Source organism: Pseudomonas sp. NFACC14 (genome assembly GCF_900106885.1).
Lineage (GTDB): Bacteria > Pseudomonadota > Gammaproteobacteria > Pseudomonadales > Pseudomonadaceae > Aquipseudomonas > Aquipseudomonas fluorescens_AA.
Genome location: NZ_FNOA01000011.1, coordinates 78838 through 95860, shown reverse-complemented (window position 1 = coordinate 95860; position 17023 = coordinate 78838). Strand labels below are relative to the sequence as shown.

The 17023-nt window shown below is 60.1% G+C and carries 16 protein-coding genes; 4 read left to right on the top strand and 12 right to left on the bottom strand.

What is annotated here, in order from left to right; all coding sequences use genetic code 11:
* Positions 1-220 precede the first annotated feature (220 nt).
* Positions 221-736: a 3-hydroxyacyl-[acyl-carrier-protein] dehydratase FabA gene (gene fabA / locus BLU85_RS17650; protein WP_003204400.1), complete on the top strand. Its 516-nt coding sequence runs from the start codon at positions 221-223 to the stop codon at positions 734-736.
* Positions 737-747: 11 nt separating this feature from the next.
* Positions 748-1968, top strand: coding sequence for a beta-ketoacyl-ACP synthase I (gene fabB, locus BLU85_RS17645; protein WP_092201814.1), 1221 nt, complete (start codon positions 748-750; stop codon positions 1966-1968).
* Positions 1969-2206: 238 nt separating this feature from the next.
* Here the strand turns inward: fabB and BLU85_RS17640 are convergent, their stop codons facing one another.
* Positions 2207-2671 (bottom strand): DUF3859 domain-containing protein, encoded by a 465-nt coding sequence (locus tag BLU85_RS17640; RefSeq protein WP_018610122.1) that lies wholly within the window; start codon positions 2669-2671, stop codon positions 2207-2209.
* A 183-nt stretch (positions 2672-2854) separates the two neighbouring features.
* Positions 2855-3865: an amidohydrolase family protein gene (locus tag BLU85_RS17635; RefSeq protein WP_092201812.1), complete on the bottom strand. Its 1011-nt coding sequence runs from the start codon at positions 3863-3865 to the stop codon at positions 2855-2857.
* A gap of 126 nt (positions 3866-3991) precedes the next feature.
* On the opposite strand from BLU85_RS17635, the gene BLU85_RS17630 reads away from it, so the two are divergent.
* A complete protein-coding gene (locus BLU85_RS17630; RefSeq protein ID WP_092201810.1) occupies positions 3992-4852 on the top strand; it encodes a pirin family protein in 861 nt (286 codons plus the stop codon).
* 159 nt (positions 4853-5011) lie between these two features.
* Here the strand turns inward: BLU85_RS17630 and BLU85_RS17625 are convergent, their stop codons facing one another.
* The 4 genes from BLU85_RS17625 to BLU85_RS17610 form a co-directional block, all read right to left on the bottom strand.
* The gene (locus BLU85_RS17625) at positions 5012-5740 is read right to left on the bottom strand and encodes a dienelactone hydrolase family protein (RefSeq protein ID WP_060741166.1); all 729 of its coding nucleotides are present in this window, start codon (positions 5738-5740) and stop codon (positions 5012-5014) included.
* A gap of 146 nt (positions 5741-5886) precedes the next feature.
* On the bottom strand, positions 5887-7791 hold the full coding sequence (gene htpG / locus BLU85_RS17620) for a molecular chaperone HtpG (RefSeq protein ID WP_060743152.1): 1905 nt from the start codon (positions 7789-7791) through the stop codon (positions 5887-5889).
* A gap of 87 nt (positions 7792-7878) precedes the next feature.
* Positions 7879-8340 (bottom strand): PaaI family thioesterase, encoded by a 462-nt coding sequence (locus tag BLU85_RS17615; RefSeq protein ID WP_092201808.1) that lies wholly within the window; start codon positions 8338-8340, stop codon positions 7879-7881.
* On the bottom strand, positions 8337-8813 hold the full coding sequence (locus BLU85_RS17610) for a PaaI family thioesterase (RefSeq protein ID WP_092201806.1): 477 nt from the start codon (positions 8811-8813) through the stop codon (positions 8337-8339). Before BLU85_RS17610 ends, BLU85_RS17615 begins: the two co-directional genes overlap by 4 nt.
* 158 nt (positions 8814-8971) lie before the next feature.
* Between BLU85_RS17610 and BLU85_RS17605 the strand changes: the two genes are divergently transcribed.
* On the top strand, positions 8972-9223 hold the full coding sequence (locus tag BLU85_RS17605; protein WP_092201804.1) for a hypothetical protein: 252 nt from the start codon (positions 8972-8974) through the stop codon (positions 9221-9223).
* 70 nt (positions 9224-9293) lie between these two features.
* Here BLU85_RS17605 and BLU85_RS17600 read toward each other — a convergent pair whose 3' ends face one another.
* The 6 genes from BLU85_RS17600 to odhB form a co-directional block, all read right to left on the bottom strand.
* Positions 9294-10031 (bottom strand): DUF599 domain-containing protein, encoded by a 738-nt coding sequence (locus BLU85_RS17600; RefSeq protein ID WP_092170908.1) that lies wholly within the window; start codon positions 10029-10031, stop codon positions 9294-9296.
* A gap of 232 nt (positions 10032-10263) precedes the next feature.
* Positions 10264-11577 carry a branched-chain amino acid transport system II carrier protein gene (gene brnQ, locus BLU85_RS17595; RefSeq protein ID WP_092201802.1) on the bottom strand — a complete coding sequence of 438 codons (1314 nt, stop codon included), beginning with the start codon at positions 11575-11577 and terminating at the stop codon, positions 10264-10266.
* 399 nt (positions 11578-11976) lie between these two features.
* Positions 11977-12861, bottom strand: coding sequence for a succinate--CoA ligase subunit alpha (sucD, locus tag BLU85_RS17590; protein ID WP_003179236.1), 885 nt, complete (start codon positions 12859-12861; stop codon positions 11977-11979).
* Positions 12861-14027 carry an ADP-forming succinate--CoA ligase subunit beta gene (sucC, locus tag BLU85_RS17585; RefSeq protein ID WP_003179235.1) on the bottom strand — a complete coding sequence of 389 codons (1167 nt, stop codon included), beginning with the start codon at positions 14025-14027 and terminating at the stop codon, positions 12861-12863. The genes sucD and sucC overlap by 1 nt, the downstream gene beginning before the upstream one ends.
* A 196-nt stretch (positions 14028-14223) precedes the next feature.
* Entirely contained in the window at positions 14224-15660 is a 1437-nt protein-coding gene (lpdA, locus tag BLU85_RS17580) for a dihydrolipoyl dehydrogenase (protein ID WP_092201800.1), read from the bottom strand.
* A gap of 111 nt (positions 15661-15771) precedes the next feature.
* A complete protein-coding gene (gene odhB, locus BLU85_RS17575) occupies positions 15772-16995 on the bottom strand; it encodes a 2-oxoglutarate dehydrogenase complex dihydrolipoyllysine-residue succinyltransferase (protein WP_092201798.1) in 1224 nt (407 codons plus the stop codon).
* Between the last annotated feature and the right edge of the window lie 28 nt (positions 16996-17023).

Sequence of the window (17023 nt, the reverse complement as noted above, 5' to 3'; positions counted from 1 at the left end):
CGTGAAAGGCGAAAGTGCGGCAGTCTTAGGCACCCGAACAAGCCTCGATCGGGGCTTGAATAAAAATTTCAGTGCACAGGTGTACATTCATTTCCCGTGTGCTGTGACTTTCACTACAACGCAATAGTCTATGAGTAGGCTGTCGATTCGAGGCATGAACGCTTCGATCGGCCGGGAAGATTTGCCCCACCCTGCCGCATGGGACTATTGAGGAGCTCGCATGACCAAACAAAACGCCTTTACCCGGGAAGACCTGCTGCGCTGCAGTCGCGGTGAGCTGTTCGGCCCAGGTAACGCGCAACTGCCCGCCCCGAACATGCTGATGGTGGATCGCATCACCCATATCAGCGAAGAGGGTGGCAAGTACGGCAAAGGTGAATTGGTCGCCGAGCTGGATATCACTCCGGACCTGTGGTTCTTCGCCTGCCACTTCGAAGGTGATCCGGTGATGCCGGGCTGCCTGGGCCTGGACGCCATGTGGCAACTGGTCGGTTTCTTCCTCGGCTGGCAAGGCCTGCCGGGCCGCGGTCGCGCCTTGGGTTCGGGCGAAGTGAAGTTCTTTGGTCAGGTCCTGCCGACCGCCAAGAAAATCACCTATAACATTCATATCAAACGCGTCCTCAAGGGCAAGCTGAACATGGCCATTGCCGATGGTTCGGTTGCCGTTGACGGTCGCGAGATCTATACCGCCGAAGGCCTCCGGGTCGGCGTTTTCACCTCCACTGACAACTTCTAAGGGTTATCCGCATGCGCCGCGTCGTTATCACTGGTCTGGGCATCGTTTCGTGCCTGGGCAATGACAAAGAGACCGTCTCCGCTAACCTGCGTGCAAGTCGCCCTGGCATCCGGTTCAACCCGGAATACGCCGAAATGGGTCTGCGTAGCCAGGTTTCCGGCTCCATTGACCTCAATCTCGAAGAACTGATCGATCGCAAGATCTACCGTTTCGTCGGCCATGCGGCGGCCTACGCCTACCTGGCCATGAAGGACGCCATCGCTGATTCCGGCCTGACCGAAGAGCAAGTGTCCAACGTGCGTACCGGCCTGATCGCCGGTTCCGGCGGCGCCTCGACCCTGAATCAGATGGAAGCGCTGGACATCCTGCGCGAAAAAGGCGTCAAGCGCGTTGGCCCCTACCGCGTCACGCGGACCATGGGCAGCACCGTTTCGGCCTGCCTGGCTACGCCCTTCAAGATCAAGGGCATCAACTATTCGATCTCCTCCGCCTGCGCCACCAGTGCTCACTGCATCGGCAACGCGGTCGAGCAGATCCAGTTGGGCAAGCAGGACATCGTGTTCGCCGGTGGCGGTGAAGAAGAACATTGGAGCCAGTCGTTCCTGTTCGACGCCATGGGCGCCTTGTCCAGCAAGCGCAACGACACCCCGGAAAAAGCTTCCCGCGCCTACGATGCCGACCGTGACGGCTTCGTCATCGCCGGCGGTGGTGGCATGGTCGTGGTCGAAGAGCTGGAACACGCCTTGGCCCGTGGCGCGAAGATCTACGCGGAAATTGTCGGCTACGGCGCGACTTCCGACGGCTACGACATGGTCGCGCCAAGCGGTGAAGGTGCCGTGCGTTGCATGCAGATGGCCATGGCCACCATCGATGCACCGATCGACTACCTGAATACCCACGGCACCTCGACCCCAGTGGGCGACGTGATGGAAATGAAAGGCGTACGCGAAGTGTTCGGCGACAAGGCTCCGGCCATCAGCTCCACCAAGAGCCTGTCGGGTCACTCCCTGGGCGCCGCTGGCGTTCACGAAGCGATCTACTGCATGCTGATGATGGAAGGCAACTTCATGGCCGGTTCCGCCAACATCGACGAACTGGATCCGGAAGTGGCCGACCTGCCCATCCTGACCAAGACTCGCGAAAACGCCACCATCAATACCGTGATGAGCAACAGCTTCGGCTTCGGTGGCACCAACGCCACCCTGGTGATGAAGCGCTGGCAGGGCGCGTAGGAGCTGCCGCAGGCTGCGATCTTTTAAGCGAAAAGATCGCAGGCTTTGCCAGCGCCTAGCAAATCAATAAAAAACGCCCCGACTGGTTCGGGGCGTTTTTTGCCTGCCAATTCGCCACAGTTCCCTTGTGGGAGCGAGCTTGCTCGCGATTGCAGTGTGTCATACAACAGATAAGTTGACTGGCCTACCGCAATCGCGAGCAAGCTCGCTCCCACATCAGGTCTGTGGTGAATGGAATTCAGCGCACCACAAACCGCTGCTGCGTCAGCAACCGATCGCCCTGGAACACCATGAACCGCCACTCCCCCGGCACCACTTCGTGGCTTTCGGTGAATTCATAGGCCATGACGTCCTGAGGCGCGCCGGGCACCAGTTTCTGGATGACTTCGAACTTGTCGTGGCGCACACCATCGGGGGTGCGGATACCGGGAGTGAAGTACAACAGGGTCAACGGCTGGTCGTCTGCGACCTTGCCCGCCAATTGATAACGCATGCCGAACTTGGTGCCCAGCTTCGCCGGCACGCTTTCGGTCTGGCGGATCTGCTCATTGCTGCGCCGCAGGACCCGCTCCCCCGATTGCAGCTCGGCTTGCGGCCCTTCGAAGACACCGTATTCCACCGGGCCTTCGACACGGACTTCGGCCTGTGCCAGGCCGCAGGTCAACAACAGCGCGACCAGTGCGCTTGAACGGGTGAGGTGCATAGTGCGCTCCTTGATTGAGATGAGCGCGAGGGTATGACGCCGCAGTGACAGGCTGATGACAAACATGCACAGCGATCATCCCGTGGCGAGGGAGCTTGCTCCCGCTGGGCTGCGCAGCGGCCCCCAGTTCTTGCGGTTGCTGCGCAACCGAACGGGAGCAAGCTCCCTCGCCACACAGCCAATTCAGCGGGCGACGGAACGCGGCAACACCGCCAGGAAATTATCCCGCGCCACTTTCCTGGCCACCTCTTCCGGCAAGGCATCGAGGAACGGATCGAAGCCGTGCAACGCCTTGCCCAACTTGTTGAAACGCCCGACCACATCCGAGCCCACCATGAAGCGCTCAGGAAAGCGCTCCACCAGCTTTACCCACTCGTCCCGGGGCTTGCCCGCCTCGTCCAGCAAGTAAGGCGTAAGCAGGCTCCAGGACAGGTCGATGTACAGATTGGGATAGGCTTCAAGCATGCGGGTCAGGGTCGGCAACAGAAAATCCAGGCGGGTCTGGTGGCGATGGATTTCCATGCTGGTGCCTGCATGGGCCCAGATGAAACGCGTATGCGGGTGGTTGCGCAACGGTTCCTCGATCTCCGCCAGGTACAGGGGATTTCTTTCACGCTTGGAGGTGATGTTGGAATGCAGCATCACCGGCAGGTCATTCTCGGCCGCCAGGTGATAGATCCGGGTCATGGCTTCGTTGTTGGCCCGTGGGGTATCGCCCGAGGTCAGCGCCGTCAGGTCGTCATGGCGGGTGAAGACTTCGCCGATGCCTTGCCACAACCCCGGGTAAAGATCGAGCATGCGCTGGATGTGGGCGGCGGAGTTCTTGTCGTTGGGATTGAAGCCCGACAGGAAAGGATGGAAGCGCTGGCGTTGTTCCTCGGTCAGCTTGCTCACTGCCGCCGCAACGATCACATCGGTGGCGCTGTACCAATAGGCGTCTGCATCGTCACCGGCGTAATACCGCGGGCGCTTGGGCTCGTCTTCATGCCATTTCTTGGCCACCGGAACACCGGAAATCATCACATGCTCGATGCGATTGTCCGCCATCGCCTGGAGCAGCTTGGGCATGCCGGCGGTTTCCTGAAAGAAATCGACGTAATGCAGGTGCGCATCGCTGTAGGCATATTCGCGGGCCGCGGCGCCGCCACTCGCAACGACCAGCAGCCAGGCAAAGATCAAACGGGGCAAAGGCACGGGCAGTCTCCAGAAGCCATGAGCAACATAGACCCTCACCGTCCCGCTGCGGTTCAAGGCGCATCTGCCGCGTCCACCGGCGACGGGTTATGCTTCGCGCAACCGTTGTTCAACCTGGAAGACAACATGACCACGCCCCTGACCGTTCGCCCCCGCGCCGAAGACGTCGAAGGCCAGCCGATTCTTCGCCCGCTGCCGTCCGCCAAATGCCGCAGCGTCGGACCTTTCGTGTTTTTCGATCACATGCTGCAAACCACCTACCCGGCCGGCAAAGGCATGAACATCCGCCAGCACCCGCATATCGGCCTGTCCACCCTCACCTACCTGTTCGAAGGCAAACTCCAGCACAAGGACAGCCTGGGTTCCGACCAGGTGGTGGACGCCGGGGATGTCAGCTGGATGACCGCCGGCAGCGCCATCGCCCACGTCGAACGCACCCCCGAGTCCCTGCTGGGCAGCCCTTTCGTCATGCATGGGTTGCAAGTCTGGCTGGCCTCGCCCAAAGCCTACGAACAAGGTCCGGGGCACTACAGCCATCATCCGGCACAGAGCCTGCCGGTCAGTGAGCACCTGGGGGTCAGCATCCGCATGATCGCCGGGTCAGGCTTTTGCCTGGAATCGCCGGTGCCGGTGCTCTCGCCCACGCTGTATGCCGAACTGCACCTGCAGACCGCGACGACGTTGCTGATTCCCACCGAGCACGAAGAGCGGGCCCTGTATGTGTTGAGCGGCGAGGCGTTACTGGATGGCGAGCCGGTAGAAGCCCATTCCCTGGTGATATTGCCAACAGGGGAAGAGATGACGCTGTTTGCCGACAGCGATTGCCATGCCGTGCTGTTCGGTGGCGCGCCACTGGATGGACCGCGTCGGATGAACTGGAACTTCGTAGCCAGCGACCCGGCCCGGATCGACGAAGCCCGCCGGCGCTGGGCAGCCGGAGACTGGCCGACCGTGCCCGGGGAAAGCGAGCGGATCGAGTTGCCCTGATTTCAGGATTGCTTGTCAGGCCGCCATCGCGAGCAAGCTCGCTCCCACAATGATCCGCTGTGAACGCAAATCCGTGATCACTCAAATCCAATGTGGGAGCGAGCTTGCTCGCGATGGCTTTATGTCAGACAACAAGAGATTCAAATCCAGAACCCAACCTCAGCCCTTGAATACTTCATCCAGCAAGTTATGCATCGACCGGAACGCGCGTCCGGCGACCTTGGCGTTGTACATCATCTTGCCCGGCATATTGGCCTGCGGGTCGGTGAACGAGTGCACCGCACCGCCGTAGCTCAGCAATTGCCAATCCACCCCGGCCGCGTTCATTTCATCTTCGAAAGCCGGTAGCTGCTCTTTCGGCACCAGCGGGTCGGAGGCGCCATGCAGCACCAATACCGCACCCTTGATGTTCTGCGCATCGGCCGGGTTCGGTGTATCCAGGGTGCCGTGAAAGGAGATCGCCGCCTTCAGCGGGGCGCCACTGCGAGCCAGCTCCAGGGCGCAGCAACCCCCGAAGCAGAAGCCGAACGTGGCCAGTCTCGCCGTGTCGACCTGTGCATCACCCTGGCTCTGCAGTTGTTCGAACGCGGCCTGCATGCGCTTGCGCAACAAGGCCCGGTCGTTCTTGAGGGGCATCATCGCCGCCCCCGCTTCATCGGCATTGCTCGGGCGCACCGTCTGCCCGTACAAGTCGGCGATCAACACCACATAGCCGTTGGCCGCCACCGACTTGGCGATCTCCTCGGCACCTGCCCCTACGCCCATCCAGTTCGGCGCCATCAGCAAACCCGGGCGCGGGCCCTGCTGGTTGACGTCGAAGGCCAGGCGACCTTCATAACTTTGACCATCGATCTGATAGACCAGCGAACGAACCGTAACCTGACTCATGACAGACTCCTCCTGATGAAACATTCAAGAAGCCCTTGTGGGAGCGAGCTTGCTCGCGATGACGGTAGACCAGTCAACGTATCTGTTGAATGTTGGACCGAAATCGCGAGCAAGCTCGCTCCCACAAGGGACTTTCCTGCGTCAGATTAAGCTGACAGTTCAACCAACAGCTTGTTCAGGCGACGCACATACGCCGCCGGATCCTTCAGGCTGTCGCCGGCCGCCAGGGCCGCCTGGTCGAACAGGATGTGCGACAGATCGCCGAAACGCTCTTCGCTCTGCTCGTTGTCGAGTTTTTCCACCAGCGGGTGGGCCGGGTTGAATTCGAAGATCGGCTTGGAATCCGGGACTTTCTGGCCGCTGGCTTCGAGAATCTGGCGCATCTGCAGGCCCAGGTCCTGCTCACCGATGGCCAGGATCGCCGGAGAATCGGTCAGGCGGTGCGAGACACGCACTTCGCTGACAGCATCGCCCAGGGCCGTCTTGATCCGCTCGACCAGGCCTTCCTTGCTCTTGGCGACTTCTTCGGCGGCTTTCTTGTCTTCTTCCGAATCCAGGTTGCCGAGGTCCAGGTCGCCACGGGCCACGTCGACGAAGCTCTTGCCGTCGAATTCGTTGAGGTAGCTCATCAGCCACTCGTCGATGCGGTCGGTCAGCAGCAGCACTTCGATGCCTTTCTTGCGGAAGACTTCCAGGTGCGGGCTGTTCTTGACCTGTGCATACGTTTCACCGGTCAGGTAGTAGATCTTGTCCTGGCCTTCCTTGGCGCGGGCCAGGTAATCGGCCAGGCCAACGATCTGCTCGCCATCGTCACCCTGGGTCGACGCAAAGCGCAGCAGGCCGGCGATTTTCTCTTTGTTGGCGAAGTCCTCGGCCGGGCCTTCTTTCATGACCTGGCCGAAGTTTTTCCAGAAGCTCTTGTACTGCTCGGGCTCGTTCTTCGCCAGTTTTTCCAGCATGTCCAGCACGCGCTTGGTCAGTGCCGACTTCATGGAATCGATGATCGGATCTTTCTGCAGGATTTCCCGCGAAACGTTCAGCGACAAATCGTTGGAATCCACCACGCCCTTGATGAAGCGCAGGTAAAGCGGCAGGAACGACTCGGCCTGGTCCATCACGAACACACGCTGAACATACAGCTTCAGGCCACGTGGCGCTTCGCGCTGGTACAGGTCGAACGGCGCACGGGCCGGCACGTACAGCAGCGAGTTGTATTCCAGCTTGCCTTCGACCTTGTTATGGCTCCAGCTCAGCGGGTTCTCGTAGTCGTGGGCGATGTGCTTGTAGAACTCCTGATATTCCTCGTCTTTCACTTCGGTGCGCGGACGGGTCCACAGGGCACTGGCGCGGTTGACGGTTTCCCATTCCACTTCAGGCTTTTCTTCGCCTTCGGCAGCGGTGACTTCCTTCGGCAGCTCGATGGGCAGCGCGATATGGTCGGAGTACTTCTTGATGATGTTGCGCAGGCGCCAGCCATCGGCGAACTCGTCTTCACCGGACTTGAGGTGCAGCACGATGCGGGTGCCGCGATCAGCCTTGTCGACGGTGGCGACTTCAAACTCGCCCTCGCCCTTTGACGACCAATGCACGCCTTCGCTCGCAGCGAGGCCGGCACGGCGGCTGAACACTTCGACCTGGTCGGCCACAATGAACGCGGAATAGAAACCGACGCCGAACTGACCGATCAGGTGGGAATCTTTCTTTTGGTCGCCGGACAGGTTCTTCATGAAGTCGGCAGTGCCAGACTTGGCGATGGTGCCCAGGTGCGTGATCACCTCTTCGCGGCTCATGCCGATGCCGTTGTCTTCGAGGGTGACGGTTTTCGCGTCCTTGTCGAAGCTCACACGGATTTTCAGCTCGGCGCCGCCTTCCAGCAGTTCAGGCTTGGAAAGGGCTTCGAAACGTAATTTGTCGACAGCGTCAGAGGCGTTCGAAATCAGCTCGCGAAGGAAAATTTCCTTATTCGAATACAGCGAGTGAATCATCAGGTGCAGCAGTTGCTTCACCTCGGTCTGGAAGCCCAGGGTTTCCTTTTGAGTTTCCACGCTCATGGTCATCAAACTCCAAGTGGATGGTGGTGTCCGCCTCGCAGAGATTGGCGGCGGGATGTCCTCAAGGTGGGGGCGACGCTGATGATTTCAAGGGCGTTCCGGTTTCGAAGGCTCCTGGATCTTGAAATGCGCCCGGGCGGTGGCGATGGGTTCGGCCTCGACATCTTGCCAGGCGGTGATCGCGACATTGGCGACCCGCCGGCCCTGGCGCCAGACCTGGCATTTGGCATAGGTGTCGCGAAACTGCCCGGTGCGCAGGTAATCCAGGGAAAAGTCGATGATCTTTGGCACCCCCGGCGTGCCGGTGGCGATCAACAGATGAACGGCGGCCGCCAATTCCATGAAGCCGGCGATGACTCCACCGTGGATAGCCGGCAGTAAAGGGTTACCAATGTTGTCCTTGTTGGCCGGCAGGCGAAACACCCAGTCGTCGCCCTGGCGCGTGCACTCGACGCCGATGAGCTGGGCATAGGGGATCGAGGCGAGCAGCAGCGCGTAGTCGCCCTGTTCACAGGCCCGGCGCAGTTGTTCCTGGATGGTCTCGGTCATGGCTGGCCCACGGCAGTCAACGGACTGGCCTTCCCCATGCCCCTGGCATGCTGGCCCAGGCGCATGAACGTGCCCACCACATGGGCGATGGGTTGCTCGGGGTCGTCCTGATAGGCGAAACCGCGGGTGAAGATCACGTCCGGGGTTACCCGATAGCATTGGGCGAAACCGTAGACGTCCTTGTGGGGCTCGGCGGCGTGCATGTAGTCGATGCGCAGGTCGAGGGTGGGACAGACTTCGAATTGCGGCAGCACACACAAGGTCGACATGCCGCACGCGCTGTCCATCAATGAGGTCAACGCGCCACCATGGATGATGCCCGTCAGGGGATTGCCGACGATTTGCGGGCTGAACGGCAGGATGAGCGTCAGCCCATCACGACTGGCGCTGTGCAACTTCAAGCCCAACACCTGACAATGCCGCAGGGCCGATAAAAAACGGGTGGCACGCTCAAAAACGGGATCTTCAGCCATGTCCATCAATGCCCTTGTTTATTTAGAGGCCTGGCAACAGGCGAGTTCGCTAAAGTTCCGCGACCGTGCGAAGTTATATATCTGTAGCAAAAGAGGAACTTAACCCGAGGGGGGTCGCTCAAAAGGCCAGTAGTTATTTCCATAAGGAGAAACACCCCATGCGTAAGACTTTTGCTATTGCCTTGATGTTGGCCGCCTCCCTCGGTCTCGCTGCCTGCGATAAAAAATCCGAGGACAAAGCTCAAGATGCCCAACAACACGCTGAGCAAGCTCAGCAAGACATGAACAAAGCACAGGATAAAGTGAACGACGCGGCTAAAGAAAACGCCGAAGCCGCCAAAGCTCAGTCTGAATCGAACAGCGCCGCCCAGCAGGAACAAGCACCTGCCACCGCGCCTAAAACCAACTGATACGGTTTTAGCTGTAAAAGAAAACCCGCCTGGTGCGGGTTTTCTTTTGCCTGTGATTTGGCGGCGCCTGTCAGGCCGCTTCCTTGCCAACCTCGGGCACTGGTGCTTGCGTGGGGGTATAGACCATCACGTCCAGCACATCGGAGTGAAACTCGCGCTGATACAGCACGAACACCACGCCGGCACTCATCAACATGAATAACCAGGGGCTGACGAACCACGCCAACATGGTCATGCCGAAATAGTAGGAACGCAGGCCGAAGTTGAATTGGTTGGCCGCCATGGAAATGACTCGCGCCGCCCTTAGGGCAAAGGCCTTGCGCTCCTGCTCCGAGACATGCCGCTCACCGATCATCGGTGCCGAGCCAATCAGTACCGCCGCGAAGTTGTACTGGCGCATGCACCAACTGAAGGTGAAGAACGCATACACGAACACCAGTGCCAGGCACAGCAACTTGACCTCCGCCATGCCCTGGGAAGCCTGTTGCACCATGGGGATGTCCGCCAGTAACGACACCGCCCGATCCGACGCCCCGAGCACCGTCAGGATGCCAGCCAGGATGATCAGCGTGCTGGAGGCGAAGAATGAGGCGTTGCGCTCCAGGTTGCCGATCACGCTGGCATCGGCGATGCGGTTCTCGCGCAGCAGCATGCGGCGCATCCAGTCTTCGCGGTACAGGTGCATGACACTGGCCAGGCAGGCCGTATCGCGGGCCTTCCAGGTCGCGTAACGGGTGTAGCCCGCCCAGCAGATGATGAACCAGGCGGCGGCAAGCAGATGGATCAGGTTGGCTTGGATGAATGACATTCGATTTCCTGTGACAAAACAAAATCTATCGCAATGGTATCAGCGAACCCTGTGGGAGCGAGCCTGCTCGCGATAGCGGATTAACTTTCACTTCGATGTCAGCAGTTCCGGCGCTATCGCGAGCAAGCTCGCTCCCACAGCCCACGAAAAAAGACACCGCACTCAAAAAAATGCCCCGTATCGATTGATACGGGGCATTTCGGTGGTGGCCGGTGAATCTGCCTGAAGTTGTTTAAGCCAGTGCTTCGCTGCGCTTGCCCAGCAGGCGATCACACACCACCGCGACCGCCAGGGTCATCACCGAAGGCACCAGCCAGGCCAGGCCTTGTTCGCTCAGCGGCAAGTGGGCCAGTTGCGTCGGCATCCAATCCGCCAGCCCGGCGCCCTTGAGCGCATCGATCAGGCCAAACAGGAACGACACCAGCATCACCGGGCCAACGATGCGCCCCTGCTCGTGCCAGAAGTCCTTGCAGAAGCTCAAGGCCACCAAGGCGATGCACGGCGGGTAGATCGCGGTGAGGACCGGAATAGAGAATGCGATCAGCTTGGTCAGGCCCAGGTTGGACACCAGCAGCGAAAAGGCCGCCAGGATCACCACCAGGGTCTTGTAGGACAGCGGCAAAACGCGGCTGAAATACTCGGCGCAGGCGCAGGTCAGGCCGACCGCAGTCACCAGGCACGCCAGGGAGATCAGCACCGCCAGGAAACCGCTGCCCAGGCTGCCGAAGGTGTGTTGCACATAGGCATGCAGCACCGCCGCGCCGTTGGTCGCGCCCATGGCCACTTCATGACTGCCCGAACCGAGACGGAACAAGCTGACGTAGACCAGCGCCAGGCCCACCCCGGCAATCAGCCCGGCGATGATCGCGTAGCGGGTGATCAAGGCCGGCGACTCGACGCCTCGGGAACGGATTGCGTTGACGATGACGATCCCGAACACCAATGCGCCCAAGGTATCCATGGTCAGGTAACCATTGATGAAGCCCTGGGAGAACGGCGCCGCCACGTATTCGGGGGTCGCCACGCCGATATCGCCGGCCGGCAAGGCAAACGCGGCGATACCGAGCACGGCCAGGGCGATGATCTTCAGGGGAGCGAGGAAACGTCCGACGGTGTCCAGCAGCCGGCCCGGGTAGAGCGAGATGAAGAACACCAGCAGGAAATACGCGGCGCTATACAGGAACAGTGCCAGCGGGCTTTCGCCGGTCAATGGCGCCAGGCCGACTTCGAACGAAACGGTAGCGGTACGCGGTGTGGCGAACAACGGGCCAACGGCCAGGTAGCACACCGCCGCCAGCAACCCGCCGGCGACCTTGCCGATGGGGCTGCTCAAGGCGTCCATCGCCCCGCCCACCTTGGCCAGTGCCACGACCGTGATGACCGGCAGCCCGACCGCCGTGATCAAAAAGCCCAGCGCCGCCATCCAGACATGAGGCCCGGACTGCAAACCGACGATAGGCGGGAAGATGATGTTGCCAGCCCCGACGAACAGGGCAAATGTCATGAAACCAAGCGCCAGGATGTCCTGGCCTTTCAACACTTTCATTAAGGAAACCACACTACTGAATCGGAATTTAGAGAGGGATTTCCCCGAGGGTAAAGGGAAATGCTGCCGATCCGTATGGGACCGACCCGTTTAGCGCGGCGCTTCCTTGTGGGCAGCGGTCGCAAAAATGGCTGCTAGCCTAACGAATCCGGCGATAAAACGCACTGTAAAGGGGCGAACTATCCGATGCACGACGTCCCCGTGTCGCGTTTTTGCATGTAAATGGTTGGCGGGCTGTCATTCCGTCATCGCGAGCAAGCTCGCTCCCACAATGAAATGCGCTCGACTGTGGGAGCGAGCTTGCTCGCGATGAGACCCTTCCTGGCGCCACGGATCCAGAAACGACAAAGGCCACCCGAAGGTGGCCTTTGTTGCTGGAACGAAAAGGTCAGCCGAAGCTTACTTCTTCATTTCCCAGCCAGTCAGCTCGGCCAGGGCCTTGCCGATGTCTGCCAGCGAACGCACGGTTTTCACGCCTGCGTCTTGCAGTGCAGCGAATTTCTCGTCTGCAGTGCCTTTGCCACCAGAGATGATTGCGCCAGCATGGCCCATGCGCTTGCCCGGAGGAGCAGTCACACCCGCGATGTAGGACACAACCGGCTTGGTCACGTTGGCCTTGATGTAGGCAGCCGCTTCTTCTTCAGCCGAACCGCCGATCTCACCGATCATGACGATCGCTTCGGTCTTCGGGTCTTCCTGGAACAGCTTCAGGATGTCGATGAAGTTCGAGCCCGGGATCGGGTCACCGCCGATGCCGACGCAAGTCGACTGACCGAAACCGGCGTCAGTGGTCTGCTTAACAGCTTCGTAGGTCAGGGTGCCGGAACGGGAAACGATACCGACCTTGCCTGGCAAGTGAATGTGACCTGGCATGATGCCGATCTTGCATTCGCCTGGGGTGATCACGCCTGGGCAGTTAGGGCCGATCAGGGTGATACCCAGCTCGTCGCACTTGACCTTGGCTTCCAGCATGTCGATGGTCGGGATGCCTTCGGTGATGCAGACGATCAGCTTGATGCCGCCGAACGCTGCTTCAAGGATGGAGTCCTTGCAGAAAGGAGCCGGAACGTAGATCACGCTGGCGGTGGCGCCAGTGGCAGCTACAGCGTCTTTCACGGTGTTGAACACGGGCAGACCCAGGTGCTCGGTGCCGCCTTTGCCTGGCGTTACGCCGCCAACCATCTTGGTGCCGTATTCGATGGCTTGCTGGGTGTGGAAACTACCTTGCGAACCGGTAATGCCCTGGCAGATAACCTTGGTGTCTTTATTGATCAGGACGCTCATTATTTGCCCTCCGCAGCTTTGACGACTTGTTGAGCAGCGTCGGTCAGGCTGGTAGCAGCGATGATGTTCAAACCGCTTTCTGCCAGTACTTTAGCGCCCAGCTCAGCGTTGTTGCCTTCGAGGCGAACAACAACCGGGATTTTCACGCCGACTTCTTTCACGGCGCCGATGATGCCTTCGGCAATCATGTCGCAGCGAACGATGCCGCCGAAGATGTTGACCAGTACTGCGGCGACGTTGGTGTCGGACAGGATGATCTTGAACGCTTCGGTAACGCGTTCCTTGGTAGCACCGCCGCCCACGTCGAGGAAGTTGGCTGGCTTGCCGCCATGCAGGTTGACGATGTCCATGGTACCCATGGCCAGGCCGGCACCGTTGACCATGCAGCCGATGTTGCCTTCCAGGGCTACGTAGTTCAGTTCGAACTTGGCAGCGTGCGCTTCGCGCGGATCGTCTTGGGACGGATCGTGGAAAGTCTTCAGCTTAGGCTGACGGTACATGGCGTTGGCGTCGATATTGATCTTGGCATCGAGGCAGTGCAGGTCGCCGTCGGCCTTGATCACCAGCGGGTTCACTTCCAGCAGTGCCAGGTCGTGGTCCTGGAACAGCTTGGCCAGACCTACGAAGATCTTGGCGAACTGAGTGACCTGCTTGCCTTCCAGGCCCAGCTGGAATGCCAGCTCGCGACCCTGGAATGGCTGTGCGCCAACCAGTGGATCGATGGTGGCCTTGAGGATTTTCTCAGGGGTATCGTGAGCGATTTTCTCGATGTCCACGCCACCTTCGGTGGAAGCCATGAACACGATACGGCGGCTCGAACGGTCAACGACCGCGCCCAGGTACAGCTCTTTAGCGATATCAGTGCACGATTCAACCAGGATCTTGGTGACTGGCTGACCGTTGGCATCAGTCTGGTAAGTCACCAGACGCTTGCCCAGCCACTGCTGTGCGAAGGCTTTGGCGTCTTCTTTGCTGCGAACCAGCTTGACGCCGCCCGCTTTACCGCGACCACCGGCGTGAACCTGGGCTTTGACAACCCATTCGCTGCCGCCGATTTTGTCGCAAGCTTCTGCTGCCGCTTCCGGGGTGTCTACCGCGTAGCCGGTGGATACTGGCAGGCCGTATTCAGCGAACAGCTGCTTACCCTGATACTCGTGAAGATTCATGCTTATTACCGTCTTCGTTAGGTACTGCGCATTCGGTGCTGCACCGTTCTGGTGCCGCACCACCTGTGACTGCTGCTTGCGTAGCGTTCCGGTCAACCGGTGCCGCTACGCAAGGCTGCGTCCAGCGGATATTCCGCGGTGAGTCTTGCTCGCAAGGCTCACGACGGGCCATACCGCCGTGGTTTCTTATTGTCTATTAACGCTTCTTGCGGTTGGCCACGTGGATGGCGCCGCCATTTACGGCCAGGGCCGCTTCGTGCAAGGCTTCGGACAGGGTCGGATGGGAGAAGACCATCATGCCCAGGTCTTCAGCGCTGGTGCCGAATTCCATACCGATCGCGCCTTGCTGTACCAGCTCGGCAGCGCTTGGGCCAATCACGTGAACGCCCAATACGCGATCCGTCTTGGCATCGGCGATGACTTTCACGAAACCACCGGTATCGTTGGCTGCCATGGCACGGCCACTGGCGGCGAACGGGAAGGTGCCGACGTTAACTTCAACGCCTTCGGCTTTCAAGGCCTGCTCGGTTTTACCGACCCATGCGATTTCCGGGTGGGTGTAGATAACCGATGGGATCAGGTCGTAGTTCATCTGGGCCTTGTGGCCCTTGATGCGCTCGACGACCATGATGCCTTCCTCGGACGCCTTGTGCGCCAGCATCATGCCGCGGACCACGTCACCGATGGCGTAGACGCCTGGCACGGTGGTGGCGCAGAAATCGTCAACCTGGATGAAACCACGCTCATCCAGCGTCACTTCACAGTCGGCAGCCAGCAGGTCGGTGGTCACCGGACGACGGCCGACCGCAACGATCAGCTTGTCGAAAGTGATGGTCTGTTCGCCATTGGCGTCGGTGTAGTTGACCACGACTTCTTCGCCGTTGACCTTCGATCCGGTCACGCGGGCGCCCAGCTTGATGTCCAGGCCCTGTTTGGTCAGGGTTTTCAGCGCTTCCTTGGAAACCGCAGCGTCAGCGGCCATCAGGAAGGTGTCGAGGGCTTCGAGAACGGTCACTTGCGCGCCCAGGCGCGACCATACCGAACCCAGCTCGAGGCCGATCACGCCGGCGCCGATCACGCCCAGGCGTTTTGGTACGCTCTGGAATTCCAGGGCACCGGTGGAATCGACGATCACCTTCTGGTCGACCGGAGCCGGCGGAATGTCGATCGGACGCGAGCCTGGCGCCAGGATGACGTTTTCGGCTTCGATCACTTCAACCGAGCCGTCTGGCTTGGTCACTTCGACTTTCTTGCCCAGCAGCAGCTTGCCGTGGCCCTGGATCGAGGTCACACCGTTGGCCTTGAACAGGGTGGCAACACCGCTGGTCAGGTTCTTGACGATGCCAGCCTTGCGGCCAACCATCGCGGCGACGTCCATCTTCACTTCACCGGTAGAGATACCGTGAACGTTGAAGCTTTCTTTCGCTTCCTTGTATTTCCAGGAGCTGTCCAGCAGCGCCTTGGAAGGAATGCAACCGACGTTCAGGCAAGTACCGCCGAGGGCCAGCTTGCCCTCGCCATCGGTGTATTTCTCGATGCAGGCAGTGGTAAGGCCCAGTTGCGCAGCCTTGATGGCCGCTACGTAGCCGCCAGGGCCCGCACCAATCACTACCACGTCGAATTTCTGAGTCATGAGTCATTCCTTTTCGAATCAAACCGGACGATCACTTGTGATGACCGTCGAGGGACGAAACCGGTTGTTTCAGCAAGAGGCCGGTCGACAGACCGGCCCTCGCGGCGAAAATCAGATATCCAGCAGCAGGCGAGCCGGATCTTCAAGCAGGTTCTTGATGGTGACCAGGAACGTCACGGCTTCTTTGCCGTCGATCAGGCGGTGATCGTAGGACAGTGCCAGGTACATCATCGGACGAATCACGACTTGACCGTTGATCGCCATCGGACGCTGCAGGATGTTGTGCATGCCCAGGATAGCCGCCTGTGGCGGGTTGACGATCGGGGTCGACATCATCGAACCGAATGTACCACCGTTGGTGATGGTGAACGTACCGCCGGTCATCTCTTCGATGGACAGCTTGCCGTCACGGGCCTTCTTGCCGAAGGTGGCAATGCCGCCTTCGATTTCGGCCAGGCTCATCAGTTCGGCGTTGCGCAGCACCGGAACCACCAGGCCACGGTCGCTGGAAACCGCGACGCCGATATCGGCATAACCGTGGTAGACGATGTCGGAACCGTCGATCGACGCGTTGACCGCCGGGAAGCGCTTCAGCGCTTCGGTGGCAGCCTTGACGAAGAACGACATGAAGCCCAGGCGTACGCCATTGTGGGACTTCTCGAACAGATCCTTGTACTTCGAACGCAGGGCCATGACTTCGGTCATGTCGACTTCGTTGAAGGTGGTCAGCATCGCCATGTTCGACTGTGCTTCGACCAGACGCTCGGCAACCTTGGCACGCAGGCGGGTCATCGGAACGCGTTTTTCAACGCGATCACCGGCAGCGAACACCGGAGCGGCGGCGGCAGGTGCGGCTGGCTTGGCCGGTGCGGCGGCTGGCGCGGCTTTCTTGGCGGCGACGGCTGCCACCACGTCTTCCTTGGTCACACGACCGCCCTTGCCGGTGCCGGCAACGGAAGCGATGTTGATGCCGTTCTCTTCGGCGATCTTGCGCGCGGCAGGCGCGGCGACTGGATCGTCTTCGCCATCGGCAGCAGGCGCTGCGGCCTGGGCAGCGGCAGGAGCAGCAGCGGCAGCCGGAGCAGCGGCAGCGGCGCCGCCCTCTTCGATCGAGCCCAGTACCTGGTTGGACAGGACGGTAGCGCCCTCTTCGGCAACGATTGCGCCGAGCACGCCGTCAGCTTCGGCCAACACTTCCAGAACGACTTTGTCGGTCTCGATGTCGACGATCAGGTCGTCACGCTTTACAGCTTCGCCTGGTTTCTTGTGCCAGGTGGCAACGGTGCCATCGGCAACCGATTCCGGGAATGACGGGGCTTTGATTTCGATAGCCATTATCTGTGGGTCCTTAAAATTCGGTTTC

Bases quoted from the DNA above. Each gene is read 5' to 3' on its own strand.
- fabA (WP_003204400.1), top strand. From the start codon at position 221: ATGACCAAACAAAACGCCTTTACCCGGGAAGACCTGCTGCGCTGCAGT.
- fabB (WP_092201814.1), top strand. From the start codon at position 748: ATGCGCCGCGTCGTTATCACTGGTCTGGGCATCGTTTCGTGCCTGGGC.
- BLU85_RS17640 (WP_018610122.1), bottom strand. From the start codon at position 2,671: ATGCACCTCACCCGTTCAAGCGCACTGGTCGCGCTGTTGTTGACCTGC.
- BLU85_RS17630 (WP_092201810.1), top strand. From the start codon at position 3,992: ATGACCACGCCCCTGACCGTTCGCCCCCGCGCCGAAGACGTCGAAGGC.
- BLU85_RS17625 (WP_060741166.1), bottom strand. From the start codon at position 5,740: ATGAGTCAGGTTACGGTTCGTTCGCTGGTCTATCAGATCGATGGTCAA.
- htpG (WP_060743152.1), bottom strand. From the start codon at position 7,791: ATGAGCGTGGAAACTCAAAAGGAAACCCTGGGCTTCCAGACCGAGGTG.
- BLU85_RS17615 (WP_092201808.1), bottom strand. From the start codon at position 8,340: ATGACCGAGACCATCCAGGAACAACTGCGCCGGGCCTGTGAACAGGGC.
- BLU85_RS17610 (WP_092201806.1), bottom strand. From the start codon at position 8,813: ATGGCTGAAGATCCCGTTTTTGAGCGTGCCACCCGTTTTTTATCGGCC.
- BLU85_RS17605 (WP_092201804.1), top strand. From the start codon at position 8,972: ATGCGTAAGACTTTTGCTATTGCCTTGATGTTGGCCGCCTCCCTCGGT.
- BLU85_RS17600 (WP_092170908.1), bottom strand. From the start codon at position 10,031: ATGTCATTCATCCAAGCCAACCTGATCCATCTGCTTGCCGCCGCCTGG.
- brnQ (WP_092201802.1), bottom strand. From the start codon at position 11,577: ATGAAAGTGTTGAAAGGCCAGGACATCCTGGCGCTTGGTTTCATGACA.
- sucD (WP_003179236.1), bottom strand. From the start codon at position 12,861: ATGAGCGTCCTGATCAATAAAGACACCAAGGTTATCTGCCAGGGCATT.
- sucC (WP_003179235.1), bottom strand. From the start codon at position 14,027: ATGAATCTTCACGAGTATCAGGGTAAGCAGCTGTTCGCTGAATACGGC.
- lpdA (WP_092201800.1), bottom strand. From the start codon at position 15,660: ATGACTCAGAAATTCGACGTGGTAGTGATTGGTGCGGGCCCTGGCGGC.
- odhB (WP_092201798.1), bottom strand. From the start codon at position 16,995: ATGGCTATCGAAATCAAAGCCCCGTCATTCCCGGAATCGGTTGCCGAT.